Here is a 23,681-nt window from a genome sequence, read left to right as displayed (position 1 = left end):
GCGCGGCGCCCGATCAAGGAGACAGCGATGACATCCCTGACGGCACCGAACACCGCGGCGCCCCCCGAGGAGCAGGTCACCCCCGGCCGGACCCGCTCCACCCTGGCCCGGCGGCTGATCCCGTACGGCTATCTGTCCCCCACGGTGCTCCTGGTCGTGGTCCTGATGGTGGTCCCCATCGTCATGGTGATCAGCTACTCGTTCCGGGACAACGTGATCGTCCAGGAGAACTCGGTGTTCGCCGGGTTCGCCAACTACACCAAGGTGCTCACCGACCCGGACTTCCTGGCCGCGCTGAAGAACACTGCCGTCTTCATCTCGGTCAGCACCGTGGCCCACCTGGTCCTCGGCCTGGCCTTCGCGATGATGCTCAACACCCAGTTGCTGAGCGGGGTCACCAAGGCCATCTTCCGGATCGTCTACATCCTGCCCTGGCTGTTCACGATCGCGGTGATCGCCGTCATCTGGCGGCTGCTGCTCGACCCGTCCGGCGTCGTCAACTACGTGCTGCGCACGCTGGGTGTCGTTCAGGAGGGCGTGAACTGGCTCGGTGATCCGGACAAGGCGCTCTGGGCGGTCACGTTCGTCAACATCTGGTCCGGCTACCCGTTCTTCATGATCAGTCTGCTCGCCGGGCTGCAGGGCATCCCCAACGACCTGTACGAAGCGGCCGCCGTGGACGGGACGAACTGGTTCCAGCGGTTCCTGCACGTGACGCTGCCCCAGCTGCGGCCGGTGATCGTCAGCATGGCGGTGCTCGACCTGATCTGGACGTCCCAGCAGTTCGCGCTGATCTGGATGACGACCGGCGGCGGGCCGCTGAACGCCACCGAGATGCTCAGCACCTACACCTACAAGCAAGCCTTCAGCGAGTACGAGTTCGCGACCGCGTCCGCCGCCGCCGTGATCGTGCTGCTGCTGACGATGGTCCTGGCCTTCTTCTACGTACGCCAGCAAAGGGAGCGGTGAGACGCATGGCCATCACCGTCAAGACCCGCCGCACCCTCGCCAAGGCCGGCGTCGTCACCGGGCTCGTCGTCGGCGGGCTGTTCGCCGGCCTGCCGGTCCTGTGGATGCTGTCCACCTCGTTCAAGGGCAACGGGGACGTCTTCCAGAACCCGCCGAAGCTGATCACCGAGAGCTTCTCGCTCGACGCCTACCGGGAGATCCTGGGCAACGGTGCTCAGTTGCGGTTCTTCCTCAACAGTTACATCGTCGCCTTCGCGGTGACCATCCTGACGCTGCTGGTGGCCGTCCTGGCCGGCTTCGCGTTCAGCCGTTTCACGTTCCCGTTCTCCAGGACCATCAACGCCGTGATCGTCAGCGTCCAGGCCGTGCCGCCGATCACGCTCGTCATTCCGTACTTCGGGCTCGTCGTCGCGCTCGGCCTGTACAACACCTATCCCGGCCTGATCCTCACGCACATGGTGTTCACCCTCCCGTACGCGATCATCATGATCACCGCGTACCTGAACACGCTGCCGCGAGAGCTGGACGAGTCCGTCAAGGTCGACGGCGGCACCGGCTGGACCGCACTGTGGCGGATCCTGGTGCCGATCTCGGTGCCCGGCCTGATCGCGGTCGGGGTCTACACCTTCATGATCTCGTGGAACGAGTACCTGTTCGCGCTCACGCTGACCCGCACCGACGACATGCGCACCGTGCCGATCGGCATCCAGCTGCTCATGGGCCAGCACTCGTACGAGTGGAACCAGATGATGGCGATGAGCATCCTCGGGTCCATTCCGGTCCTCGTCCTCTTCCTCGTGTTCCAGCGACGGTTCATCGGCGGGCTCACCGCCGGCGCCGTCAAGGCCTGACACAGCAACGCAAAAGGAGAAACACAGAAATGCTGACGACCGGCAAGGCGATCCTGGACGTCGCCAACGAGCACAGCTTCGCCGTGCCTGCCTTCAACATCAGCGACTGGGCGATGTTCAAGGGCATCGTGGAGATCAGCGAGGAGACGAACGCCCCGCTGATCGTCGGGATCCACCCGGACGAGGTCCGGCACATCGGCCGCGAGATGATCACCGGCATCATCGAACGGTCGCACAACTCGAGCGTCCCGATCGCGATCCACTGGGACCACGGCGCCACCTACGAGCAGATCCTGCAGGCGATCCAGTACGGCTTCACCTCCGTGATGATCGACGGCTCGCTCAAGCCGTTCGAGGACAACATCGCGATCACCAAGAAGGTCACCGACTCCGCGCACGTCCTCGGCGTGTCGGTGGAGGGTGAGCTCGGCACGATCGGCGGGAACGACAGCTACGCCGAGGCGGGCGCCGCCGAGATCATCTACACCGACCCCGACGACGCGGTCACGTTCGTCGAGCAGACCGGCGTGGACAGCCTCGCCGTGGCGATCGGCACGTTCCACGGCCTGTACCCGGCCCACCTCAAGCCGGAGCTGAAGCTCGACCTGCTCAAGGAGATCAAGAGCCGGGTGCAGATCCCGCTGGTGCTGCACGGCGGCTCCGGCAACCCGGACGACGAGATCCGCGAGGCCGCGCGGATCGGCATCAACAAGATCAACATCTCGACCGACATCAAGATCGCCTACCACAACAAGATGCGCGAGGTGCTGGGCAACGACCAGAAGGTGCGCGAGCCGAACGCCATCCAGCCCGCCTGCATCGAGGCCATGAAGGTGGTCGCCGCCCAGAAGATCGAGCTGTTCGGCGCCGCCGGCAAGGGCTCGCTCTACTGACATGGCCGACGCGTCCCGTGTACTCCTGGGCCTCGGCGGCTGCGTCGACTACGAGTTGAAGCTGACCGCCGAAGTCCTGGAACAGCTCGTCGCCGAGTACGGCATCGTCGCCGCGGAACTGACGTCGCCGGCCACCGTGACCAGTGAGCGGGACCTCGTGGTGTCGATCCTCGGGTACGTGGCCCGGGGCGGAGGCGGCGAGCACTTCGTCGCCTCCGCCCCGGCGCTGTCGGCCTTCGCGGACCGGTTCCCGCATCGGCAGACCCTGGGCGGCACCTCGGTGCGGGCCGGGATCCTGATGAGCCGGCTCGGCGTGCCGTCGACGCTGCACCTGGTCAGCGTCAACGACACCTTCCGCCGGCTGCTGCCGGCGGGCACCGAGTACATCAACAGCGGTGCCGGGGACACCTTCTATCCGCACCTGATCGTGCAGTACGACAAGGGCCTGCGGGTCCGGGCGAGCAACGTCGACATGATCGCGCCGTTCCCGAACCGCCTGATCTACGTCAACGACCCGGCGAACAGCGCCATGCTGCTCACCGACGATCTCGGCGACCGGCTGGGCAGGGCGGACGTCTTCCTGATCTCCGGATTCAACGCCATGCGCGACGAGGCGGAGCTCGACGAGCGGCTCGCCGCACTGCAGCAGCACATGCGGCGGCTGCCGGCCGGGGCGGTGACCTACTTCGAGGACGCGGCGTACCACGAACCGGCCTTCAGCCGCCGGGTCCGGGAGGCGCTGCTCGACGAGATCGACGTGTACGGGCTGAACGAGGACGAGCTGCAGTCGTATCTCGGCCGCCCGGTCGACCTGCTCTCGGCCGAGGACGTCGCGGCGGCGCTCACCGCGGTGCACGCGTTCATCCCGGTGCCGACGCTGGTGCTGCACACGAAATACTGGGCCCTGGCGCTCGGCGCGGGCGATTACGCCGACGCCCTCGACACCGGCACCGTCATGGCCGCCACCCGATACTGCCACGGCGACGACTTCACCGACGAGGACGTCGAGCGCCTGCGCCGGCTGCCACGGCGGCCCGAGTCCGTCGCCTTCGCGTCGGCACTGCGCTCGCGCCTGGGCGAGACTGTCGATTGTGTCCCCGGCTTCGCGCTCGACGTCCAGAACCCCACCACCGTCGGGCTCGGCGACACGTTCGTCGGTGGCTTCCTCGCCGAGCTTGCGCTGAAGGGACACCGATGACCGTCGAGGCACTGCCCGCCAACCAGCCCGAGACGTTCTACCGCGGCGCCGGCCGGATCGCCGAGTTCCGCAACGTGCCGGCGCTGCCCGACCGCCCCGAGGACTGGGTGGGCTCGGTGACCAGCCGGTTCGGGCTCGCCCCGTCCGGGCTGTCCACCCTGGCCGACGGCCGCGTGCTGGCCGAGGCGATCGCCGCGGACCCGGGCTGGTGGCTCGGCCCGCAACGCGCCGACACCGGCGTGCTGGTGAAGCTGCTCGACGCCGGCCAGCGGCTGCCGTTGCACGTGCACCCGGACCGCCGCTTCGCCACCGCGCACCTCGCCTCGCCGTACGGCAAGACCGAGGCCTGGGTGATCGTCTCCGCGCGGCCCGGCGCGTACGTCCACCTGGGTTTCGCCCGTGACGTGGCGGCCGCCGAGCTGGCCGGCTGGGTGGGCGGGCAGCAGACCGAGGCGATGCTCGCCGCCACCAACCGGATCCCGGTCGCGGCCGGCGACGCGATCCTCTGCCCGGCCGGCCTGCCGCACGCGATCGGCGACGGCATCCTGCTGGTCGAGATCCAGGAGCCGACCGACTTCTCCGTGCTGCTGGAGTACGAAGGCTTCGGCCTCGCCGACGGCCACCTGGGCCTCGGCTACGACCTGGCCCTGCAGTGCGTCGACCGCGGCGCCTGGACGCCATCGCGCCTCGACGAACTGCGCGGCACTGCGGCGCGGCTGCTGCCCGAGGCCGCGGACGAGTTCTTCGCCGCCCGCCGCCGGTACGGCGGCGACCGTCTGGAACGTGGCTTCAGCGTGCTGGTCGTGGTGGCCGGAGCGGGCAGGCTCCTCGGCGAGCACGACGACCTGTCGCTCCGGCGGGGGGACACGCTGCTGGTTCCCTACGCCGCCGGTCCGGTCCTTCTGGACGGCGAGGTCGAGGTGCTCCGCCTTTCGGCGTCCGCCTGACTGCTCCAGCGCGACTCGTGCGGGCCGGTCACGGGGGGAACGCTTACAGTAAGGTGCCCACCGTGACCCCCGACAACGGCCCCGCCGCCGACCTGCACGGTGTACCGCGTGACCTGTTCGTGCCCGTGCACAGCGACGCCGCCGACGACGCCGACGAACCCGACGTCGTCGCCGCCGTGCTCGAACAACTCGACCCGGGCCCGGGGCACAACGTGTTCGTAGCCGGCGCCGGCACCGGCTACAACGCCGCCCTCATCGCCGCCGTCGTCGGTGAACACGGCCACGTCACCACGCTGGACGGCGACCCGGACACCGTCGACGCCGCCCGCGCCCACCTCGCCGCCGCCGGTGTCACCAACGTCGACGTCGTGCTCGCCGACCCGGCCCGCGGCCACCCCGCCGACGCCCGCTACGACCGGGTGATCGCGACCGTCGGCGTCCATGACATCCCCACCGCCTGGCTGCACCAGCTCGCCCCCGGCGGCCGGCTCCTCGTCCCGCTGCGCCTGCGCGGCGCCACCACCCGCCGCATCGCGTTCGAACGCGAGAGCGACGGCTGGCACGGCGTCAACAGCGAACCCGCCGCGGTCATGCCCGGGCGCGGGATCGGCGCCGACGGCCCCCAACGCATCCACCTCACCGACGACCACACCATCGGGTTGCAGGTCCATCGGGACCAGACCGTCGACGCGGCCGCTCTCACCGGCGTGTTCGACACCGGCCGGCACGAGCGGTGGACCGGGGTGCTGTTTCCGGGCGAGGCCTTGTTCGCCTGGATCGACCTGTGGCTCGCCTGCACCCTCGACAACGCGCTCATGCGCATGGACGTAGCGCTGCCCGCCGCCCACCGCGGCATCGTCGCACCGTCGTTCAACTGGGGGTCCATGGCCACCGTCCGCGGCGCCGACCTCGCCTATCTCACCACCCGGCCGGCGTCGTTCGCGCCGGACGGCATCAAGCTGTACGAGGCCGGCGTCGTCGGCCACGGCCCCACCGGCGAAGCCCTCGCCGACGAAACGGCCGACCAGATCCAGCACTGGAACACCCACTGCCGCAACAGGACCGTCACGTTCACCATGCCCACCGTCCTGCCGGCGACCGATCCGGCCGCCGGACGGTTCGTCCTGCCGCGCAAACACAACCCGGTCGTCGTGACCTGGACCTGACCAGGGACCCGCGCCGGCGCGGTGCGGGTGCTGTGACTCAGGGGATGAGGACGAGCTTGCCGTGAGCATGCCGGCCCTGGCTCAGGCGTTGTGCCTCGGCGGCGCGTTCGAGCGGATACGTGCCGGCTACCGCGGTGGTCAACTCGCCGCGCGCGGCCTGCTCCGCCAACCCGGCCAGATCGTCCGTGGACCAGTCCTTCGGCGTGCCGGCGCTGAACGTCACGCCCAGTTCCCGGGCGGCGGGGTCGGCGATGGTGACGATCCGGTCGGTGCCGCCGCGCAGTGCGATGGAGTCGGGGAGCGCACCCTTGCCGGCCGCGTCGAACACGGCGTCGACCTGCGGGAACGATGCACGAATCCGGTCGACGAGGCCCTCGCCGTACGGCATCGGGACGGCGCCCAACGACCGGACGTAGTCCTGGTTGTCTTCGCTCGCGGTGCCGATGACCGTGGCGCCGCGGGCAACCGCCAGTTGCACGGCGATGGCCCCCACCGAGCCGCTGGCCCCGTGGATGACCACGGTTTCTCCAGCTCGTACTCCCAGGAGGTCCAAGCCGCGTCTGGCGGTCTCACCAGCCGTGGGCAACGTGGCCGCATCGGCGAACGACAGTCCGGTGGGTATGGGGGCAACGTGGCTGGACAGGGCATACTCGGCGTACGAACCGGCCGGGGCGTCGGCCCAGCCGACCACCGGCTCGCCCACCGCGACATCCGTCACCGCTTCGCCGACCGCGTCGACGACGCCGGCAACGTCGATGCCGGGGATTGCCGGCAACGTGGTCGGGATGAGGGCCTGCATCGCACCGGATCGGATCGTGGCGTCCACCGGGTTGACGCCGCTCGCATGGACCCTGATTCGCACCTGCCGGGGCCCCGGATCGGGCATCGGAACGTCGGCCACGTGCAGCACCTCGGGGCCGCCGAATGTGTCGAACGTTATCGCCTTCATGTCGCAGGACCCCTTCGTCGCTGGTAGTGGATGCAACGAGATCGTCGGTGGGAGAGCGGCAGTCGCTCATTGGACGTCAGTGGATGTCCGGTGGGCCGGGGTGCTTGAGATCCTGCGGCAGCGGCTCGGTCGGGTTGTACATCGGCGGTGCGGAACCGTCGGCGAGGGCGGCCGGCGAGTCCGACAGCCGGAACCGGTCCCGGACCCGCCCGAGGAACTCGTGCTCCGCCAGGCGGAGGAGCTTGGCACGTCGGGGCCCGGCGTAGACGGAGACCCAGTCGCCGGGGTCCAGCACGCCGCGGAGCTGGCCGTCGAGGGTGACGGCCACCTGCCCGGATCGCTCGAGGACCCGGACGGCGACGCGCTGGTCCCGCGCGGCGAGGACGAGGCTGCGGTTGAAGACCATGTGCGGGGCGACCGGCGTGAAGACCAACGCGTCGAGGTGTGGTGACACGATCGGGCCGCCGGCGGCGAAGCTGTACGCGGTCGATCCGGTCGAGGTCGCGATGATCAGCGCGTCGGCCGAGTAGGAGGCGAAGAACCGGCCGTTGACGTAGACGGCGAGGCTGGCCTGACGATCTCGGGCGAGTTTCTCGAAGACCACGTCGTTGAGGGCGATCACGTCGAGCGGCACGCCCCAGCCCACCTGCATCGGATCGCTCGGACGGACCTGCGGCGGTGGAAGGGCCGGGCCACGGCCGTAGCGCAGCAGCACCTGCATGTCAGCGGGGATCTCCAGCGGGCGTGAGGCCCGCATGGTCAAGGTGAGCCGGGCGTCGACGGTGAACTGCCCGGTGTTCACGGCGTCGAGCGCCGCGGCGACGCCGCTCGCCTCCACCTCCGTGAGGAACCCCACCCGGCCGACGTCGACGCCCAGCACCGTCGCGTCGATGGCGGACGCGACCCGGATGCCACGCAGGAACGTGCCGTCGCCGCCGACCGTGACGATGAGACTCGGGTGGCCGGCGCGCGCGGCCTCGTCCGCCGGGCTCAGGCGGCCACCCTCGGGCGAGGAGTCCCACACGTCGATGTCGACACACTGGACGGCCCGTTCGCCGGCCCAGCGACGGACGTCCCCCGCGGCCGAGACCGCCGCCGGCCGGCCGCCGTGCACGACAAGCCCGATCCGATCAATCATCGACGCTCCTCGCTCCCTAGTCGATGGAGACGCTCCAGGCGACGGCGTTGAGGTTGTCGGTCAGGAAGATGTCGTGGCCGCCGAGGCGTTGCGACCAGGAGGCCGGCATCAGCTCGGCCGCCCGCGTCACGACCGCGTCCATCCAGACCTTGAGCCGGGCCTGCCGGTTGTCGTCCGGCACGCCGGCCGCGGCGGCGGCCCGCGGCAGTTCGACCGTGCGCAGCGCCTCGGCGGCGCAGGCGCGCAGGTCGTGGATGTACTCGCGGTTCGTCGCCACGTCCTCGGCGGTGCCCGGCAGCGCCATGTGCCCCGAAACGATGGTGTCGAAGTCGTATTCCAGGATCCGGTCCATGGCGTCGAAGTACGCGGGCACGCGCGGGGAGAAGACCAGACGGAAGAACGGCGCGTTCTTCACCGTGAGGCTGTCGATCGCCGCCAGGATCCTGCGCTGCGGCAGGTGGATGAAGAGGTTGCCGGCCTGGTGCCAGTCACCGGAGTACTCCAGGACGAACCGCTCGCCGTCGATGGTCAGCTCGCTCCTGGGCCCGGCGAACGTCTCGTCGGGCAGCGGACGGCGATCGTCGCGCGCCTGCCGGATGAACCGGCCGGTGATCTCGTGGGCGATGATCTTCAGATCGTCGCGGGCGAGGAGGTGCGCGGAGCCGATGTGGTCGGCGTGCGAGTGGCTGTAGATGAGGTGGGTGACCGGCTTGGGGGTGACCTCCCCGATGCCGGCGAGCAGACGCTCGCCGAGGTCCATCGGGGCGTCCACGAGGACGACGCCGTTGCGGGTCTCCAGGAACATGGTGTTCACCATGCCGCTGGTGATGAAGTAGGCGCCGCCGCCGAGTTCCGTGACGAGGTAGCCGGAGTCGGGGATGTCGGGGCCTCGGGCAAACGCCGGCACGGGTGCGAAGACCGTCATCTCCACGAGGCTAGAACGGTGCAGGCCCACCCGTGCCGGCGTTTCCGGCTTTTCATTCGTCCCTGTCCCGCGAACGGAGGCCAGCGCGACGGCTCGCGCCCCGGGCTCCGGCCGCACCACGCGTCGCCGCCGCCGCGGACCTGATTCCCGCGGCCGCCCTCCCCCGAGCAGGAGGAGGTGCCGTGGGGTCAGGTGGTGGTCACCACGTGCGGGTCAGATGTCGAAGCCTTCGTCGTCGAAGCCGCCGAAGCCGCTGTCGACACCGGTGTCGTCGAACGACTCGGTGGCCTGGGCGGCGACGTCGGGTTCGAACGCGTCACCGATCATGTCGCTGATGACCATGCCGCCGAGGAAGCCGAGCGCGGCGCCGCCGACGCCGGCGGCGATGGCGGCGCCCATGCCGGGCCGGCGCTGGTAGCCGCCGTACTGGTAGGGCTGGTGGCCCTTGTACGCGTAGGCCTGGCCGGGCTGGCCGGGGCGGCCGTAGTTGTTCGGATGGCCGTGCGCGGACGGCTGATGGGGCTGCAGGAACGCGCCCGGCGCGGCGGCCGGCTGGCCGTGCTGCTGCAGGACGGTGGTCAGCCACCGGTCGACCTCAGCGATCCAGCCGTCCTCCTCGGTGTTGAGGCGTTCGATGTCCGCGGCCGTCAGGTGGTGGCGGTCGCCGGCACCGGGTCGTGCGGCGAGCTCGGCGACGGCGGTGAGGTCGTCGGCGCCCGCAGCGATGACGAACACGACCTGGGGGATGTGCGGGCCGGGCTGCTGGCCTTCGGGGATGGGTGCGTAGAAGGTGACGGCCTGGGCCGCCGGGACGGTCAGGCCCGTCAGACCGGTGCCGGGGCGCAGTTCGCTGCGGACGAACCGGGCGCCGATGATGCCGAGCGCGTCCATGATGCGCTGCTGCACGGGGTTGGCGTCGAGTTTGACCGGGTCGAAGTCGCCTTTGGCGGTGCCGGACGCGACGGTGACGTGGGTGCGCACCCCGGCGGTGAGGCCGGGCAGGTCGTGCCCGTAGAGCGCGGTGAACGGGGCGTGGGCCGGCACCGGCAGGGTGAACGGCACCGACGGGTTGCTGCCGCCGGTGAGGTGGAGGTCGGCGGCGACGCGGTGACGTGCGAGCTCGACCTCGCCGAGGGGGCCGTTGACCAGCAGCTGCAGGTCGACGGCCGTGACCTGGCTGTCGCTCTTGGCGCGCAGGTTGACCTGGCCGGTCAGCACGCCGCCGGGCGTCACGGGCTGCGCGGCGAGGACGGTGTCGACCTCGACTCCGCCGAGTCCGAGGCTGGCGAGCAGTTTCTTGAAGACCATCAGCGGTTGCCTTTCTGGGTACGTTCGGTGGTGCGGGCTGGTGCGTTGCGGTATGCGGCGACGATCGGATCGGTTTCGTCGTCGAACTGGCCGATGACCTGTTCCAGGAGGTCTTCGAGGGCGACCAGGCCGACCGGGTCGTCGCGATCGGTGACGATGGCGACCTGGGCGCGGTGCTCGCGCATGGCGCGGATGGCCGCCAGCGCGCTGTGCTGCGCGGACAGGGTGAACGCGGCGGTCATCAGGTAGCCGGCGGTGGCGTCGACCTGGTCGGTGGTGGCCTTGAGCGCGTCGCGGGCGTGCACGATGCCGACGATGCGGCCGTCGTCGGTGACCGGCAGCCGGGAACGGCCGTACCGCAGACACAGCTGTTCGACATCGCGGGCGGTGGCGCCGGCGCGGACGGTGACCACCCGCTCGGCGGGGACCATGACCGTGGCGACGGTGGTGCGCTGCAGGCTGAGGATCGCGGTGAGCAGCTGCTCGTCGGAGGCGGGCAGCGTGCCGTGTTCCCGCGAGGTCTGCAGCAGGATCCGCAGCTCGTCGGGACCGTGCGCCTGAGCCAGCTCGTCCTGCGGGGTGATCCTGAACAGTCGCAGGGTGGCGTTGGCCATGGCGTTGAGCGCGGCGAGGGCGGGGCGGGCGAGGCGGGCGAACGCCCGGAACGGCAGGGCGAGCAGCAACGCCGAACGCTCCGGGTGCGTGATGGCCCACGACTTGGGTGCCATCTCACCCACGACCATGTGCAGGAACACCACCACCGCCAGGGCCAGGACGAATGCGGCCACGTAACTGGCCTGGGAAGGCAGCCCGGTGGCGTGCAGCAGCGGTTCGAGCAGGTCGGCCAGGGCGGGTTTGGCCAGCGCGCCCAGCCCGAGTGAGCACAGCGTGATGCCGAGCTGGGAGCCGGCGAGCATGAGTGACAGCTCCCGGTTGCCGGCCAGGGCTGCGCGTGCGGCGGGGGAACCGCCGGCGGCGAGGGCCTCCAGCCGATGACGTTTGGCGGCGATCAGTGCGAACTCGGCGGCGACGAAGAACGCGTTGAGGGCCAGCAGCGCCAGGGAGCTGGCCAGGGCGGTGGTGGGACTCATGGCAGCTGCCGTACGGCGATGTGGACGGTGGCGGCGACGTGCCGGTGCACGGACACGGCGGTCAGCCGGAGCGACTCTACGGCCAGGTCCTCGGTCGGCAGGTCGACATGGTCGCCCTGGGCCAGGATTCGGCCGAGGCGGTACATCATGAGGCCGGAGATCGTGTCGTAGAGCGGGTCGGCGGGAAACCGGACGCCGGTGGCGTCGGCGATCTGGTCCAGCCGCCAGCGGCCCGGCACGAGCCAGGATCCGTCGGGTTGGCGTTCGGCGCCGGGCTCGGGCAGGTCGTCCTCGTCGCGGATCTGGCCGACGAGTTCCTCGGCGATGTCTTCGAGGCTGATGACGCCGGCGAACCCGCCGTACTCGTCGGCGACGATGGCCAGTTGCCGTCGCTCGGTGCGCAGCAGCTCCAGCACGTGGGCCACCATGGCGGAGGCCGGCACCACGACCGGCGGAGCGGCCAGGTCGCGCACCGGGGTGTGGTCGCGCCGGTCGGGGTCGAGGGTCAGCACGTCGGTGACCGAGACGATGCCGGTGACGTCGTCGACACCGGCGCCGATGACGGGGAAGCGGGAATGGCCGCTGGGGAGCAGTTGCACGAGCCGGCTGGCGGGTTCGTCGGCGTGCACGGTCACCACGTCGACGCGGGGCACCATCACCGAGCCCGCACTGAGGTTGCGGAAGTCCAGGCCGGAGTCGAGCAGCCGTGCGGTGTCGACGTCGAGGTCACCGCGGTCGCGGGCGTCGGCGACGATGCGTTCGAGGTCTTCACGGGTGGCGCCCTCGGGCAGTTCCTCGACCGGTTCGATGCCGGCCCGGCGCAACAGCCGTGTCGCCGCGGCGTCGAAGACTCTGACCAGCGGCCCCGCGACGGTCAGGTACACCAGCGTCGAGCGCGACAGCCACCTGGCCAACGCGACCGGCTTGGTGATGGCGAGGTTCTTCGGTGCGAGCTCACCGAGGACCATCTGCACCACGGTGGCGACCAGCAGGGCCACCACGACGGACACCGACAGGCTCGCCGCCCGCGGGACGCCCGCCGAGCCGAGCAGCGCGGCCAGTCCTTCGCCGAGGTACGGCTCGGCGACGTAACCGGCCAGCAGTGCGGTCACGGTGATGCCAAGCTGCGCGCCCGACAGCATGAACGACAGTCGTTCGGTCACCTGCAACGCCCGCGCCGCCGCGCGGTCACCGCCGTCGGCCGCCTGCCGCAGCGCGCCGCGATCCACCGCCACGTAGGCGAACTCCTGCGCGACGAAGTACGCCGTCGCGGCGGTCAACGCGATGATCAGCACGAGTCCGATCAGGATGAGCATCACCGGCGTTTCACCGGCTCCAGGCCGCCGGCCACGTCTCGCGTGGCCGGCGTTGGTCTATGTCGGTACGGATCACCCACGAACCGGACACTAGCACGTTTAACTGTACGGTTCGCCGGACGAAGCTGGGCATTTGCTGTGGGTATCCGCGACGGATCGCGGGTAGGGGATCGTTTCGACACCGAGACATCGGAGGTGAGGCCATGCCGGCCGCAACGCACCAGACCCCGCCCGCTCCGCCGGCCCGGCGGAGCTGGACACCGCCGCGCGTCGAGTGCCTGGAGACCCGGCCCGAGATCACCGCGTACTCCGGAGCCAACGATCCGTGGCCGACGAGCACCCGCTGAGTCGCGAGGAGCTCGCCACGTCGCTGCGGGGGCTCTCGGCGCGCTACTGGGACAAGCACCCGTTCCACCTTCGGCTGCACGCCGGGGGCTGCTCGCCGGACGAGGTCCGGGCCTGGGTGGCCAACCGCTGGCACTACCAGCGCTGCCTGTCCCAGAAGAACGCGGCCATCATCGCCAACTGCCCGCTTCCGGAGGTGCGCCGGCGCTGGGTCGAGCGCATCACCTTCCAGGACGGCACCGGCGACGGTGAGGGCGGGCTGGAGGAGTGGCTCGTCCTCGCCGACGCGGTCGGGCTCGACCCGGCCGAGGTGCGCGACGAGCGCCGCGTGCTCCCCGGAGTCCGGTTCGCCGTCGACGGCTACCTGAACTTCTGCCGCACGAGACCGTGGACCGAGGGCGCCGCGGCGGCGCTCACCGAGCTCTTCTCGCCGGACCTGATGGCGGACCGGATTCGCGCCTGGCGGCGGCACTACGACTGGATCAAGCCCTACGGCTTCGCGTACTTCGAGCACCGCATCCCGGTCGTGCGGCGTGACAGCCAGGACACCCTCGCGCTCGTCCTCGACCACTGCCGCACCCGGGAGCAGCAGGACGCGGCCGTCGCGGCGCTGTCGTTCAAGTGCGACGTGCTGCGGACGATCCTCGACGTCGTCGACTACGCAGGCGCTCAGCGGTGAGCGGTGCCGGCCTGCGCGTCGGGGTGCGGCTCGCGTACGACCGGGTGCGCGCCCGGCCGGCCCTGCTGTATCCCGAGGGCGTCCTGCTGCTCAACGAGACGGCCGGGCAGATCGTGGCCCGGTGCGACGGCGTTCGCACGGCCGGTGACATCGCCGCCGACCTCGCCCGCGACTACGACGGCGTGTCCGCCGAGGAGGTCGGCGCCCTCCTCGGCGACCTGGCGGACCGGCGGCTGGTCGCGCTCGACGGCACCGGCCGCCCGGCCGGGTCCGTCGGCTTCGACGCCGCGGGAGCAGGCCCGCCGCCCCGCGACCCGGCGCCGCTCGGGCTGCTCGCCGAGCTGACGTACCGGTGCCCGCTGCACTGCACGTACTGCTCGAACCCGGTCGAGCTGTCGGCGTACCGCGACGAGCTCACGACCGCCGATTGGCGCCGGGTGCTCGACGAGGCCGGCGACCTCGGCGTGCTGCAGCTGCACCTCTCCGGCGGCGAGCCGATGCTGCGCCCCGATCTCGTGGACCTCGTCGCCCACGCCCGCGCGCTCGGCCTGTACACCAACCTCGTCACGAGTGGCATCCCGCTCTCCGAGGCGAGGCTGGCGGCGCTGGCCGGCGCGGGGCTCGATCACCTGCAGCTGTCGATCCAGGACGCCGAACCGGCGGCGGCGGACGAGGTCGCCGGGCTGCGGGCGCACGACCGCAAGCTGGCCGTGGCCCGCCAGGCGCGGGCACACGGGCTACCGCTCACCGTCAACGTGGTCCTGCACCGCGGCAACGTCGGGCGGCTGCTCGCGATCGCCGAGCTGGCCGCCGGCCTGGGCGCCGACCGGCTGGAGCTCGCGCACACCCAGTTCTACGGCTGGGGCCTGCGCAACCGGGCCGCGTTGATGCCGACCCCGGAGCAGGTCGCGATCGCGCAGCGGGACGCGGAGACGGCGCGCGCGTGGTACGGCGACGCGCTGGAGCTCGTGTACGTCGCGGCCGACTACCACGCCGACCGCCCGAAGCCGTGCATGTCCGGCTGGGGCGCCCGCCAGCTCGTCGTGGCGCCCAACGGCGACGCACTGCCCTGCCTGGCCGCCGCGCAGCTGCCCGACCTCGGCATCGAGAACGTCCGCTCCCGCCGGCTCGGCGACATCTGGTACTCCTCGGCGTCCTTCAACCGGTTCCGCGGTACCGGCTGGATGCCCGACCCGTGCCGCTCGTGCGCGCTGCGCGAGGTCGACTTCGGCGGCTGCCGCTGCCAGGCGTACCAGATCACCGGCGACCCGGCGGCAACCGACCCTGCCTGCGGCCTGTCCCCGCACCACGAGTGGCTGACACGCATCACGGCGGCGGCCGGCACCGCGGCGGCGGCCCCGGTGCCCCGACGGATGGCGTGACGCACCAGCGCAGGCTGTACCCGGATGCGCTACGCACCCCTTGCGCGGCGGTCACCTCCGCCGAACCGGCGCTCCAGGCGGACGATCCACGCCACCGTGGCGACGGCGAGCCGCCGGTGCCAGGCGCCCCCCGCCCCGCGGCGCAGCTCGGACAGCATCCGGCGCCCGTCGCCGGCCGAGTGACGGTCCGCGGCGGCGGCGATCTGGAGGCGCCAGGTGAACGGCGCGGCCGGGTCGTTCACATATGCCTCGGCCCGTGCGGGAGCAGCCGGCGGATCCCACCGCGCCGTCGCCATGACGGCGTTCAGCCGCAGCCGTGGATCTCCGGCCAGGTCCTCGGACCACTGCGACAGCAGGAGCTGACTGTCCGGTTCGCCGTGACGCGCGCCCAGCAGGAGGACGACGGCAACGCGGGCCTGGGCGGACAGGTAGGTGTCGGTCGCCAGCGTCCGGAGGGCGTCGCGACCGGGGCGGGCGAGACCGAGGTCGATGACGTCGACCGCCATGTGCGCCCGGGCGGCCCAGCCGAACCCGGGATCGAGCATGAGCACCTCCAGCAGCCGTTCGACGCTGGCGGGCGCCATCGGCCAGGTCAGGGCGAGTGCGGCCGGAAGCCGTTCGACGAGCCCGATGTCGACGTTGACGAGCATGCGATAGGCCAGATCGTCCCCGCTGTCCCACGGGTGGAGCCGTATCGGCGGCAGATGCGAGTGGCGGCGCGTGTACCGTGCGCCGGCCGGTCGGCCGGCCCACTTGAGCTCGTCGAGGACGACGGCGAGCGTATCGAGCGCGGTGGACCGGTCGGCGACCGTCGTGATGCCGTCGACCGCGCGGGCCAGGAGAGCGACGCTGAGCGCCTCGCCCTCGCCGAGTTCGATGAGCAGCACCAGCGCGCGGGCCCCGGCCGCCGCCGGGCTGAGCCGGATCGCGGCGTCGAGCAGCGCTTCGAGCGCCCACCGCCGGTCCGCGCCGAGGTCGCCGACGACGAGGGCCCACATGGCCGGCAGACGGTCCTCCAGGGGATAGCTGCGCGTCGTGGCGACCTCCCTGACGGCGTCGATCGCGGCCTCACGGTGGTCGGGCCGGCCGTCATGCATCAAGGCCACCGCTGACGCGATACGTTTGAGCGCGGAGATGCGCCGGTCGGTCGCCAGTTCGAGGACGAGGTCGTCACAGTCGGTCCGCGCCCGGAGCGCATGCAGCACCGTGGCGAACGCGTCGGCGTCGTCGTCGTCGAGCACGAGCCGGTGACGCAGGGCGTTGACCACCATCCGGGCCAGCCCGGGCTCGCTGCGCGGGCCGAGACGGACGCCGTCACGCATGATCGCGACCAGGAGATGCAGGTCCGGGTACCGCCGAGTCAGGCCCGGGCGGTGCAGGTGCCGCAGCACCGGGAAGGCGTCGTGCCCGGCGTGCACCCAACGGGCCAGCGTGAACGCGGCGAGGCTGGTGAGACCGCCGGCGCGCAGGTCCTGCACGTACCGGCCGGGGGAGAACCCGTTCGCGGCCAGATGGCCGGCCGCGAGGTACTCCGCGATGCTCTGGTGGCGGAACTCGAAGTCGTCGTTGGCCAGGTGCAGCACACCGGTGCTCGACAGCAGCATTCGCACGTACCGTTCCAGGTCGGGGATGCCCCTGATGTCCCCGAGCCGGCGCCGCAGCCACCGGATCGCCGCCTGGACGGTGGGTGTCTCCTGGCCGACGACGCGTTGCACGCCGAGGACTTCGAGACACCGCTCGACCTCCTCGACGAGCGACTCGGCGACCAGCACCCCGGTCCTGCCGTGGCGGCTCAGCTGTTCGAGGAAGTCGGCGCGCACGTCGAGCTGCCGTCCCTTGATGTACAGCAGGTAGTCCAGGAACCGGCGGTAGAGCCCGGTGCGATCGACCGGCAGTGCCGAATCCGGGTAGGTCTCGAACACCACCGCCGCGATCGTGGCGAGCAGCGGCGTCCGGATCAGCGGGGCGAGCGGCCCGCCGGTCACCTCGTCGAGGAACCGTCCGGTCTTCGTGGCCGCGTCGGCGGGTGAGCGCACGGCGAACCATCGCCGGCCGAACTCGCGCAGCGCAGCCCGGTTGAACGGCGCGATCTCGTACTCACCGAGCCGGGTGTCGGCGTGTTCGGCGATGCGGCTGCGGAGCATGGCGACCTCGTCGGACGGCAGCGGCCGGCTCGCGATGAGGAAGCGGAAGCGCTGACCGTACTCGCCGAGGCGGTGGCTGAGCATGCTCAGCAGCCGGTGCCGGCGGTCGATGTTGAACACCTCGTCGAGGCCGTCGACCAGGAGGAGCCAGTCCACGCCCGGCATGGGCTCCTGGTCGAAGAGCGCCGGCTCGATCGCGCGGTCGAGGAACTCGCCGAGGTCCGCGTTCAGCGCGGCGGAGAGCGCTACCGACAGCGGCCGGTCCCCGGTCAGCGCGCGGGCCGGCAGCCGCAGCGCCACCACGCCGCCGAACGGCGAGTCCTGGGCCGGGTCGCCCATGATCCACGACTCGGCGATCGTCCCGGCGATCTGGTTGAGCAGGGTCGTCTTGCCCGAACCGGCGACCCCGCTGAGGACGACATGCCGGTGCGCCGTCACCATCTCCTCGGGCGGCACCGTGTGCCGGCGCGCATCACGCTTGTCCCTGGCGTAGAGCCGGACGTAGATGCCGGACATGGCCGGTGCGACGCCGTCCACGATGCCGTACGGCATCCGGTCGGCGGCGCGGGACACGGCGCGCAGCAGCGATCGCAGGTCGTCGCTGCCGGGGCGCAGCACGGCCCGGTCCGGCACGGAAGGCAGCCGCAGCGCCTGACGGTGCTGCACGAGCGCCCGTTGCACGTGCGCGGCCGCGATCAGTACCCCGCCCCGCGGCGCGCGCTCGTCCCGCGACGCCTTGACGACGCCGTGCACCCGGCCTCGGCGCGGGTCGAAGGCCGGCGCGCCGCTCATCCCGGGGGTGATCTCGTCGCCCTTGACCTTCATGTAGTCACCGATCAGGCCGACGACCTCGACGGCGGCGGACTCGGCGGCCGGCTCCGCCGACACCAGTGACCGGGTACGCGCGGCGATGGTCAGCCGCTCGACCGTCTCCGGCGTCTCGGGAAAGGCGGCGTACGGGTGGTCCACGTCGTCGAGCATGCGGATGAAGGACAGGTCGGGGAAGGCGTACACCTCGCCGTTGCCCCGGTCGGGCGGGTCGCGGACCAGGACCCGGCCGGGAAGGCGCTCGCCGTTCCAGGCCAGCTCCACGTCGTCCGGGCACTGCCACACGACGTGTGCGCAGGTCACGACCAGGCCGGGCTGGCAGAAGAAGCCGGAGCCGCGGTGACGCCCGCGCGAGTAGACGGCCACGACGGTGCGCCGCACCTGATCGGTGAACGTCTCACCGGCTGGCGGCCTGGTCACCGGATGTCGGCTCCTCCCACGAGCAAACGCACTGGTCACACCCCGTCAGCGCGAGTGACGCAGGCCGTCACAGTGATGGCCTATGATCCTGCCATGGAGCGACGCGGGATGTCAGGCGCCGGTCGACGATGCGTGTGCCGACCGTGACGGCTGCTCGATCGCGGCGGTGACGGTGGCCGGTGAACCCGGGGCAGCCGAGGCGAGCGAGCCGTTCGTAGAGGCAGCCGTCGAGCGTTCGCGGCTGCTGCGCGAGCGGTTCGCCCGGCGCCGCCGGCGCGAGGCGCTGTTCGGTCGCGCGTCCCGGATCGTTCGGCTGGTCTCGCCGTCGCTGTCGCGGACAATGCAGCGGGTACGGCGCGTGGTCAACCCTCCGGCGATCCTCCTGACCGCGGCGGCGGTGGAGTGCACCCGGTTCGTGCCGGTGCCGTCCTGGTTGACGGTTGGGCCTCGGGTCGACGGCGTGCTGGCCGGCTGGCAGCGGTTCGCCGCATCGCGACTGACCGATCTGGTTCCCGTCGACTGGCTCGGCGTCTGGTTCGACGATCTGCGGCAGGCCCGCGCCGAGACCTTCGTGGGCGCGGTTCCCATCGCTTTCCTCCTGGCGATCATGGTGATGCGCCGGAACCCGCGGCTGCGCACCGTCGGCCTCGTCGCGGTCGTCGCAACCATGGTGGTGTACGTCGAGCATCTGCTCGCTGACCGGTTCGACGGCCTGGCGACCGCCGCCGGACGCCTCGGCCTCCTCGGTCTGCTCGTCGCGACCCTCCTCACCCAGGCCGCGGTCCGGCTGCTCGCCGGTCCGCGGTCCGATTGACCGATCCGCTTCCCGACCGCCCGCACGAGACAGGAGCAGTCCTTCATGACCGACGCCGATCTTGCCGAGATCGCCCTTCCCGACGGTGAGACCCTCTACATCGAACTGGAGACCAGGGCCGGAGGTGACGTGGCGTGGGGCCGGGAGCACCGGCTCTCCTGGGAGGACCTGCAGGGCCAGGTCGCGAAGGTCAGCAAGTGGGTGGTCGAGTCGGTGCGGGCCGGGCTGCCGGACAGCCCGAGCAAGGTCGGTGTCGAGTTCGGCCTGAAACTCACCGCCGAAACCGGCCCGCTCGTCGCCGCCCTGGCGAAGGCCGGCGCCGAGGCGACCATCGTGGTGCGGCTCGAGTGGGGCCGGGACACAGGCCCCTGACACCGGCGACGCCGGTGTGGCCCGGTCGCGCGTGCGGGAGGTCGGCGGCGCCGGTTACCTCACCGAGCTCGGCGGGGAGCCGGACCGGCGGTCAGCCCGCGGCGAGGCGGAAGATCGGCCAGCCGATCTCGGTGCGCCAGCGGGCCGGATCGTCGGTGTCGCGCGGGCCGACGAGGTACGTCTCGTGGATCGGGCCGTCGACGGCCAGCGCGCGCGGCGAGCGAGTACACCTACACGACCGAGCTCGTCGGGGCGTACCGGGTGGACGACCGGAACTTCGAGGTGGTGCAACATCTGGAAGGTGACTTCCCGGGTGGCGTGGTCGACCTGCGCTTCCGGTTCGCGCTGCGCGACGCGCGGATCGCCGGGCTGGTGATCGGGCCGTGCGGACCTCGACCAGGACGGCCGACATCCGGGCGAGCGAGCGCCTGGCCCGCGGTGCGGACTTTCCGGCCGAGCCGACCTGAACGATGGATGCCGACCTGAACGGTGGGATCAGGGGGCGCTGCCGTGGTGGTGCGGGGCGGGTTCGCGGTGGCGCCAGTTGGCGGGGATGGTCTCGTCGAGGACGTCGTCGATGGTGATCACGCCGATGAGGTGGCGGTCGTCGTCGACGACGGGCAGGGTGCTCAGGTTGTAGTCGGCCATCAGGGTGGCGATCTCGATCTGGTCGGCGTGTGCGGTGACGGTGACCGGGTCCGGGTCGGCGGTCGTGTGCAGGGTCGCGGCAGGGTCGGCCTGCAGCAGGGTGACCAGCCCGACCGCGCCGGCCAGGCGCCCGCCGGGACTGAGGGTGTAGACGGTGGCGAGGGCTTCGGGCTGGGTCGTGGTGGCCTCGCGGACGGCCTGGATCGCCTGCTGCGCGGTGGTGTCCTCGGGCAGGGCCAGGATGTCCACTCCCATGAGGCCCCCGGCGGTGGCGGTGTGGTAGCTCAGCAGGTTCGTGACCGTGATCCGGTGCTCGTCGGGCAGCAGCGCCAGGACCCGTCGGCGGCGATCGTGCGGCAGCCCGGCGATCGCGTCGGCCGCGTCGTCGGCGCGCATGTGGGTGATCACGTCGGCGACCTCGGGGTCGGTGCGGTCGGCGAGGAGGTGGCTCTGCTGGTCGTCGTCGAGCTCCTCGAAGACGTCGGCTTCCAGCTCCGGGTCGGCGTGGACCTGGGTGAGGATCTCGCGTTGCTCCGGCGCGGAGGCGTCTTCGAGGAGGTCGGCCAGCTCGGCCGGTTTGAGGCGGCGGAGCCGGGTCAGGGGGTGGCGGGCGCGCAGTGATGCCTGATGGCCGATGAGCGGCTCGAACGCGAGCCAGTCACGGAACGGGTGGCCGGGATGGTGGCCGGGGCGGTGCAGCCAGCGCAGGCGGTGTACGTCGACCCCGGAGAGCACCCACCCGCGGGCCGGGTCGGCGGTCAGTTCGATGTCGTGGGCGTGGACCAGCCGGGCGGTGGTGGTGTCCAGCAGGCGGTGGCCCAGCACGTCGGCGCGCAGCAGTACCTCCCCCTCGCGGCGCTGGAAGGCGCGCAGGTCGACGCGGGCGCTGGCCAGCTCGACGCGGTCGGGCTGCCAGGCGTGCACCACGTCGGCGGGGACGAACACCCGCCGCCGGCCGAGCTCGGCGACCAGGCCGGTGACCGGCGGATAGCCGCCGTCGGCGGGCAGCCGCACGATGACGTCCACGAGACGCCCCAGCCGCTGGCCTCGCGCATCGATCGCGGCGGACCTCAGCAGCCGGGACAGCACCAGCCTGGGTGCCTGGTCCGGACCGGTGGCGAACGGCGTGGTGGCCGCGGGGCTCACGGCGTGGCCCCCTTTCTCGGCGGACACCGGGGCCAGGCCCTGGTCGGCCGGACGTCCCCGGCGCTCCAGCTTCCAGTGTCCTCTCAGCGTCCGAGGGCGAGCTGCGCCACCCGTACCACCACGAGCGCGGCGGCGATGACGAGGTAGCCGCGCAGCACCGCCAGGCCCAGTCGCCGCCCGGGCGACAGGCGTGGCCGTTCGAGCAGCGCCAGCGGCGGCATCCGCCACGACGCCCGCTGCGACCGGTCGACCGGGGCGGTGTCCCGACGAGGGCGGCGGCGCCGGCCGGGGACCGGCCACACCGCGGCGACCAGGCCGATCAGGCCGAGCAGGGCGCCCGCCGCGAGGATGCCCAGCAGCTGCGCGAACGTGATTCGCGGATAGAGGACGCTCGCGGTCAGGACGATCGACAGCAGCACGAGGACCCCGATGACGGCCGAGGCGAACAGGTTGGTGGCCCGGGTGTTGACCCACGGGCCGAGCACCGCCCGGTCGTTGCACAGCAGCAGCAGGAACACCGTCGCCGACGGCAGCAGCACCCCGGCGAGCGTCTGCACCCCCTCGGTGAGCAGCCCGAGCGGGGAGCCGGGAACGACCACGATGATCGCCGAGACCAGCAGCAGCGCGGCGAACAGCGCGTAGAAGGGCTTGGCCTGCCGCGGCGAGCGGTGCAGCGAGTGCCTGAGGCCGAGCACGTCGCCGATGGCGTACGACGTGGACAGGGCGACCGCCGCCGCGCCGATGACCGAGGCGTCGATGAGCGCGATCGCGAACAGGATCCCCGCCGCCTCGTGGACGTATCGGCCCAGACCGGCCGCGACGCCGGCGGCGTCGGTGAAGTGTCCGAACCCGGGACGGCCGGCGAACGCCGCGGCGGCACAGCACATCATCGCCGCCGCGCCGACCACGACGATGACGATGCCGATCCACAGGTCGACCCGCTCGTAGCGGATGAACCGGGGCGTGATCCGCTTGTCGATCACGTAGGACTGCTGGAAGAACAGCTGCCACGGCGCGACGGTGGTGCCGACGATCGCGATGATCAGCAGCATCACCGTGGACAGTTCACCGCCCGGCATCCCCGGCAGCACGAAGTCACGCCCGACCTGCCCCAGCGGCGGATGGGCCATGACCACCACCGGGATCAGCGCCAGGGAGCCGGCCACCAGGATCAGGCAGACCCGTTCGAACCGCGGGAACGAGCCGGTGCTCGCCGCCGCGATCACCGCCGCGGCGGCGACCAGCACCCCGGGGACCTTGGGCAGGCCGAGATAGCCCAGCCCGAGGCTGATCCCGATGAACTCGGTGACGATGGTCAGCGCATTGAGCAGGAACAGGTCGATCACGCTGAAGGCACCCCAGAACCGCCCGTAGCGCTCCAGGATGAGCCGCGCGTGCCCCACGCCGGTCACCGCACCCAGCCGCAGCACCATCTCCTGGTTGACGTACAGGACCGGCACCAGCAGCAGGAGCGTCCAGAGCAGGCGGGTGCCGTAGTTCTGTCCGGCCTGGGTGTAGGTGCCGAACGCCCCCGCGTCGTTGTCGCCCACCATCACGATCAGGCCAGGCCCGACGATCGCCAGCAGGGTCTTCAGCTTGGCCGGCAGTCCCGGCCGGGCGCCGGTGTCGTGCGCCGCGATGCTGCCCAGCGCACCCCGGATGTCACCGACGTGCGCCGAGTCCAGCACTGTCTGCCCACCGCCGGTGCGTGCGCGCGTTCCCGCCATCGCGCACCCCCTTCCCGCCCGAGACGGGATCGAGGCGGCACACACCGGCCGCTTCCGCGCTGTCACACACCTCGCTCGGCGAACTCAAGCGCAGAGCGCTCGGGCGGAAAGCCCGGTCAGCGGATGCCGCGAGCGAACCAGGGAAGATCAAGAACATGGGACAGCGGACGATAGCCGCTAGGACCGGGGTCCACTGCTCTCGCCTCCCTCCGGTTCGAGGGGCGTCGCAACGCTCCGCCGGCAGGTCGAGCGGACTCACCCGGACGTTCACCGAAGAACGGTCCGAACGACGTCCGTCCGATCATTGTGCTCGCCTGCGAACTCGCCCGGCAACCGCGGCGGGATGCCCGGCGTGCCGTTGCACCGCCGGACGAGACCTGATGGTTCCAGACGCGGGTCATGCGGGCAGGGTGGAAGTGTTGCCG

General features: G+C 71.5%; 20 protein-coding genes. 11 read left to right on the top strand and 9 right to left on the bottom strand.

Features of this window, described 5'->3' with window-relative positions:
• Positions 1–27 precede the first annotated feature (27 nt).
• The 6 genes from IEZ31_RS14825 to fxlM all read left to right on the top strand — a co-directional run bounded on the left by IEZ31_RS14825 (position 28) and on the right by fxlM (position 6,024).
• The gene (locus tag IEZ31_RS14825; RefSeq protein WP_229835025.1) at positions 28–969 is read left to right on the top strand and encodes a carbohydrate ABC transporter permease; all 942 of its coding nucleotides are present in this window, start codon (positions 28–30) and stop codon (positions 967–969) included.
• Between the two features lie 5 nt (positions 970–974).
• Entirely contained in the window at positions 975–1,820 is an 846-nt protein-coding gene (locus IEZ31_RS14820) for a carbohydrate ABC transporter permease (RefSeq protein ID WP_190250412.1), read from the top strand.
• 29 nt (positions 1,821–1,849) lie between these two features.
• Positions 1,850–2,713, top strand: a complete 864-nt coding sequence (locus tag IEZ31_RS14815; protein WP_190250411.1) for a ketose-bisphosphate aldolase — start codon at positions 1,850–1,852, stop codon at positions 2,711–2,713.
• Position 2,714: 1 nt separating this feature from the next.
• Entirely contained in the window at positions 2,715–3,911 is a 1,197-nt protein-coding gene (locus IEZ31_RS14810) for an ADP-dependent glucokinase/phosphofructokinase (RefSeq protein ID WP_190250410.1), read from the top strand.
• Positions 3,908–4,858 (top strand): class I mannose-6-phosphate isomerase, encoded by a 951-nt coding sequence (locus IEZ31_RS14805; protein WP_190250409.1) that lies wholly within the window; start codon positions 3,908–3,910, stop codon positions 4,856–4,858. Before IEZ31_RS14810 ends, IEZ31_RS14805 begins: the two co-directional genes overlap by 4 nt.
• A 62-nt stretch (positions 4,859–4,920) precedes the next feature.
• Positions 4,921–6,024, top strand: a complete 1,104-nt coding sequence (gene fxlM, locus IEZ31_RS14800) for a methyltransferase, FxLD system (protein WP_190250408.1) — start codon at positions 4,921–4,923, stop codon at positions 6,022–6,024.
• Between the two features lie 37 nt (positions 6,025–6,061).
• On the opposite strand, the gene IEZ31_RS14795 is transcribed toward fxlM, so the two are convergent.
• The 6 genes from IEZ31_RS14795 to IEZ31_RS14770 form a co-directional block, all read right to left on the bottom strand.
• Positions 6,062–6,973: an NADP-dependent oxidoreductase gene (locus IEZ31_RS14795; protein ID WP_190250407.1), complete on the bottom strand. Its 912-nt coding sequence runs from the start codon at positions 6,971–6,973 to the stop codon at positions 6,062–6,064.
• A gap of 76 nt (positions 6,974–7,049) precedes the next feature.
• Complete coding sequence (locus IEZ31_RS14790; RefSeq protein ID WP_190250406.1) at positions 7,050–8,111, bottom strand: NAD(+)/NADH kinase; 1,062 nt, start codon at positions 8,109–8,111, stop codon at positions 7,050–7,052.
• A gap of 16 nt (positions 8,112–8,127) precedes the next feature.
• Complete coding sequence (locus IEZ31_RS14785; protein WP_190250405.1) at positions 8,128–9,036, bottom strand: MBL fold metallo-hydrolase; 909 nt, start codon at positions 9,034–9,036, stop codon at positions 8,128–8,130.
• 213 nt (positions 9,037–9,249) lie between these two features.
• Positions 9,250–10,344: a sporulation protein gene (locus IEZ31_RS14780; protein ID WP_190250404.1), complete on the bottom strand. Its 1,095-nt coding sequence runs from the start codon at positions 10,342–10,344 to the stop codon at positions 9,250–9,252.
• Entirely contained in the window at positions 10,344–11,435 is a 1,092-nt protein-coding gene (locus tag IEZ31_RS14775; protein ID WP_190250403.1) for a hemolysin family protein, read from the bottom strand. Before IEZ31_RS14775 ends, IEZ31_RS14780 begins: the two co-directional genes overlap by 1 nt.
• The gene (locus tag IEZ31_RS14770; RefSeq protein ID WP_190250482.1) at positions 11,432–12,751 is read right to left on the bottom strand and encodes a hemolysin family protein; all 1,320 of its coding nucleotides are present in this window, start codon (positions 12,749–12,751) and stop codon (positions 11,432–11,434) included. Before IEZ31_RS14770 ends, IEZ31_RS14775 begins: the two co-directional genes overlap by 4 nt.
• A gap of 203 nt (positions 12,752–12,954) precedes the next feature.
• Between IEZ31_RS14770 and IEZ31_RS14765 the strand changes: the two genes are divergently transcribed.
• From IEZ31_RS14765 to pqqE, 3 genes are read left to right on the top strand one after another with little or no spacing between them, the layout of a single operon-like run.
• Positions 12,955–13,098: a hypothetical protein gene (locus tag IEZ31_RS14765; RefSeq protein ID WP_190250402.1), complete on the top strand. Its 144-nt coding sequence runs from the start codon at positions 12,955–12,957 to the stop codon at positions 13,096–13,098.
• Entirely contained in the window at positions 13,077–13,775 is a 699-nt protein-coding gene (gene pqqC, locus IEZ31_RS14760) for a pyrroloquinoline-quinone synthase PqqC (protein ID WP_190250401.1), read from the top strand. Before IEZ31_RS14765 ends, pqqC begins: the two co-directional genes overlap by 22 nt.
• Positions 13,772–15,157 carry a pyrroloquinoline quinone biosynthesis protein PqqE gene (pqqE, locus tag IEZ31_RS14755; RefSeq protein ID WP_190250400.1) on the top strand — a complete coding sequence of 462 codons (1,386 nt, stop codon included), beginning with the start codon at positions 13,772–13,774 and terminating at the stop codon, positions 15,155–15,157. The genes pqqC and pqqE overlap by 4 nt, the downstream gene beginning before the upstream one ends.
• Before the next feature lie 29 nt (positions 15,158–15,186).
• On the opposite strand, the gene IEZ31_RS14750 is transcribed toward pqqE, so the two are convergent.
• The gene (locus IEZ31_RS14750; protein WP_190250399.1) at positions 15,187–18,549 is read right to left on the bottom strand and encodes a trypsin-like peptidase domain-containing protein; all 3,363 of its coding nucleotides are present in this window, start codon (positions 18,547–18,549) and stop codon (positions 15,187–15,189) included.
• 82 nt (positions 18,550–18,631) lie between these two features.
• On the opposite strand from IEZ31_RS14750, the gene IEZ31_RS14745 reads away from it, so the two are divergent.
• Positions 18,632–19,363, top strand: a complete 732-nt coding sequence (locus tag IEZ31_RS14745; RefSeq protein WP_190250398.1) for a hypothetical protein — start codon at positions 18,632–18,634, stop codon at positions 19,361–19,363.
• 45 nt (positions 19,364–19,408) lie between these two features.
• Positions 19,409–19,735: a CU044_2847 family protein gene (locus tag IEZ31_RS14740; protein WP_190250397.1), complete on the top strand. Its 327-nt coding sequence runs from the start codon at positions 19,409–19,411 to the stop codon at positions 19,733–19,735.
• Between the two features lie 495 nt (positions 19,736–20,230).
• On the opposite strand, the gene IEZ31_RS14735 is transcribed toward IEZ31_RS14740, so the two are convergent.
• Positions 20,231–21,529 carry a magnesium transporter MgtE N-terminal domain-containing protein gene (locus IEZ31_RS14735; RefSeq protein WP_190250396.1) on the bottom strand — a complete coding sequence of 433 codons (1,299 nt, stop codon included), beginning with the start codon at positions 21,527–21,529 and terminating at the stop codon, positions 20,231–20,233.
• An 83-nt stretch (positions 21,530–21,612) separates the two neighbouring features.
• Positions 21,613–23,256, bottom strand: coding sequence for an NRAMP family divalent metal transporter (locus IEZ31_RS14730; RefSeq protein WP_190250395.1), 1,644 nt, complete (start codon positions 23,254–23,256; stop codon positions 21,613–21,615).
• Positions 23,257–23,681: the final 425 nt, after the last annotated feature.

It is taken from the genome of Dactylosporangium sucinum (assembly GCF_014647515.1).
In the GTDB taxonomy this organism is placed as follows: domain Bacteria; phylum Actinomycetota; class Actinomycetes; order Mycobacteriales; family Micromonosporaceae; genus Dactylosporangium; species Dactylosporangium sucinum.
The sequence above is the reverse complement of the archived record's forward strand: the minus strand, read 5'-3'. Positions and strand labels throughout refer to the sequence as shown.

Coding starts and splice junctions, on each gene's coding strand:
- IEZ31_RS14825 (WP_229835025.1), top strand. CDS start 28: ATGACATCCCTGACGGCACCGAACACCGCGGCGCCCCCCGAGGAGCAG.
- IEZ31_RS14820 (WP_190250412.1), top strand. CDS start 975: ATGGCCATCACCGTCAAGACCCGCCGCACCCTCGCCAAGGCCGGCGTC.
- IEZ31_RS14815 (WP_190250411.1), top strand. CDS start 1,850: ATGCTGACGACCGGCAAGGCGATCCTGGACGTCGCCAACGAGCACAGC.
- IEZ31_RS14810 (WP_190250410.1), top strand. CDS start 2,715: ATGGCCGACGCGTCCCGTGTACTCCTGGGCCTCGGCGGCTGCGTCGAC.
- IEZ31_RS14805 (WP_190250409.1), top strand. CDS start 3,908: ATGACCGTCGAGGCACTGCCCGCCAACCAGCCCGAGACGTTCTACCGC.
- IEZ31_RS14795 (WP_190250407.1), bottom strand. CDS start 6,973: ATGAAGGCGATAACGTTCGACACATTCGGCGGCCCCGAGGTGCTGCAC.
- IEZ31_RS14790 (WP_190250406.1), bottom strand. CDS start 8,111: ATGATTGATCGGATCGGGCTTGTCGTGCACGGCGGCCGGCCGGCGGCG.
- IEZ31_RS14785 (WP_190250405.1), bottom strand. CDS start 9,036: ATGACGGTCTTCGCACCCGTGCCGGCGTTTGCCCGAGGCCCCGACATC.
- IEZ31_RS14780 (WP_190250404.1), bottom strand. CDS start 10,344: ATGGTCTTCAAGAAACTGCTCGCCAGCCTCGGACTCGGCGGAGTCGAG.
- IEZ31_RS14775 (WP_190250403.1), bottom strand. CDS start 11,435: ATGAGTCCCACCACCGCCCTGGCCAGCTCCCTGGCGCTGCTGGCCCTC.
- IEZ31_RS14770 (WP_190250482.1), bottom strand. CDS start 12,751: ATGCTCATCCTGATCGGACTCGTGCTGATCATCGCGTTGACCGCCGCG.
- IEZ31_RS14765 (WP_190250402.1), top strand. CDS start 12,955: ATGCCGGCCGCAACGCACCAGACCCCGCCCGCTCCGCCGGCCCGGCGG.
- IEZ31_RS14745 (WP_190250398.1), top strand. CDS start 18,632: ATGATCCTGCCATGGAGCGACGCGGGATGTCAGGCGCCGGTCGACGAT.
- IEZ31_RS14740 (WP_190250397.1), top strand. CDS start 19,409: ATGACCGACGCCGATCTTGCCGAGATCGCCCTTCCCGACGGTGAGACC.
- IEZ31_RS14730 (WP_190250395.1), bottom strand. CDS start 23,256: ATGGCGGGAACGCGCGCACGCACCGGCGGTGGGCAGACAGTGCTGGAC.